This window comes from Moorena sp. SIO4A1 (assembly GCF_010672065.1).
Taxonomy (GTDB): domain Bacteria; phylum Cyanobacteriota; class Cyanobacteriia; order Cyanobacteriales; family Coleofasciculaceae; genus Moorena.
The window spans coordinates 1-1,762 of the sequence record NZ_JAAHHX010000500.1; the positions used below are offsets into that span (position 1 = coordinate 1).

General features: G+C 44.4%; 2 protein-coding genes and 1 pseudogene. All 3 read left to right on the forward strand.

Features of this window, described 5'->3' with window-relative positions; all coding sequences use genetic code 11:
• The first annotated feature begins 35 nt into the window (after positions 1-35).
• On the forward strand, positions 36-563 hold the full coding sequence (gene purE, locus F6K53_RS39890; protein ID WP_075897200.1) for a 5-(carboxyamino)imidazole ribonucleotide mutase: 528 nt from the start codon (positions 36-38) through the stop codon (positions 561-563).
• Positions 564-880: 317 nt separating this feature from the next.
• Positions 881-1,417 (forward strand): adenylyl-sulfate kinase, encoded by a 537-nt coding sequence (gene cysC / locus F6K53_RS39895; protein ID WP_075897202.1) that lies wholly within the window; start codon positions 881-883, stop codon positions 1,415-1,417.
• Positions 1,418-1,530: 113 nt separating this feature from the next.
• Positions 1,531-1,762, forward strand: a pseudogene (gene sat / locus F6K53_RS39900) (sulfate adenylyltransferase); the annotation flags it as partial.

Sequence of the window (1,762 nt, forward strand, 5' to 3'; positions counted from 1 at the left end):
GCGAAGTCTAATTCATCTACCATCAAACATGATTCATGACCAATAACCAACCGTTAATTGGGATTATTATGGGCAGCGATTCCGATTTGCCCACCATGCAAAATGCGATCGCAGTATGTGAAGACTTTGGTGTTCCTTGGGAAGTAGCGATTGTGTCTGCCCATCGCACCCCTGAACGGATGGTAAATTATGCCCAAGACGCTCACAAGCGTGGACTCAAGGTTATTATCGCTGGTGCTGGGGGGGCGGCTCATCTGCCTGGTATGGTGGCGGCTCTAACACCCTTGCCTGTGATTGGGGTCCCAGTGTCTAGTCGTCAAATGAAGGGTATTGATTCCCTATACTCCATTGTTCAAATGCCTGGAGGAATTCCCGTCGCTACTGTAGCAATTGGTAATTCCAAGAATGCAGGATTGTTAGCAGTGCAGATTTTGGGCACTCATCAGCCGGAATTACTAGAGAGAGTGCAGCAGTATCGCCAGAATTTAGCGGAATCAGTGATGGAAAAGCAAGCATTGCTCGATGAGTTAGGTTATGAGCAATACTTAGGCCAGATGAGTTAATCTGGTTGATTGGGTTTGAGAAGGTTAGTATTGAAAAAGGGCAAAAACCCCCATTAAATTGCCATCAGGGTAATCCATTATAGGGGGGATGTGAAAGAAAATAATTAGAGCGTAATCCGACTCGTTCTACTACGTTAAGCTGGGGGATCTCAAAAGCATCCCACCGAAGGGCGGCATCTGTTATAAATGAGCCGAGACTAAAGGCAATAGGACTTACGAATAGGAAGTTGAGTTTGGTGTTCAGGTGAAATACCAATAGCCTGTCCACACCAAATCCACGTCATGTCAACAAAAAATCTAGGAGGTAAATAGAGTTCATGGAACATCGTGGTGTTACAGTATGGTTAACTGGTCTTAGTGGTGCTGGAAAGACCACTATTACTAAGGCATTAGAAGAAAAACTAAACGCCCAAGGATGCAAGCTGGAAGTCTTGGATGGGGATATCGTTCGTCAGAACTTAACTAAAGGACTCGGATTTAGTAAAGAAGACCGGGATACAAACATTCGCCGCATTGGCTTTGTTGCCCATCTTTTAACCCGCAATGGAGTTATTGTCCTGGTATCTGCGATCTCCCCTTACCGTGAAATTCGAGAGGAGGTCAAGCAACGGATTGGTGACTTTGTAGAAGTTTATGTTAATGCTCCCCTAAACGTTTGCGAAGGCCGAGATGTCAAAGGACTTTACAAACGAGCTCGTGCTGGAGAAATTAAGAGTTTTACTGGTATTGATGACCCCTATGAGCCACCATTAAATCCGGAGGTAGAATGTCGCACTGACAAAGAAGAATTATCAGAAAGTGTGGACAAAGTTATCAAAAAGCTGGAAGAGTTAAATTATATTTCTAGTACTTGAAGCATAATCTTTATACCTTAACTAAAGCACCCCACCTACACGCTTTGAAGTGGGAGTCGTATCTTGAGACAATTCTTGAGACAATTGTAGAATCTAATTATTATTCCTAGAGTATGCAAAGCCCGGTGTTAAGCCATCCTTCACAAACTATCCCAGCTCACGGTGGTCAACTGGTCAACCGTGTTGCTACACCCGAACAACGGCAGGAATTTTTGGAGAAAGCTGAATTTCTGCCCAGAGTTACACTAGATAAACGGGCTGTCAGCGACCTGGAAATGATTGCTATCGGTGGCTTTAGTCCCCTGACTGGCTTCATGGCCAAAGAAGACTACGAATCAGTGGTAA

Coding starts and splice junctions, on each gene's coding strand:
- cysC (WP_075897202.1), top strand. CDS start 881: ATGGAACATCGTGGTGTTACAGTATGGTTAACTGGTCTTAGTGGTGCT.
- purE (WP_075897200.1), top strand. CDS start 36: ATGACCAATAACCAACCGTTAATTGGGATTATTATGGGCAGCGATTCC.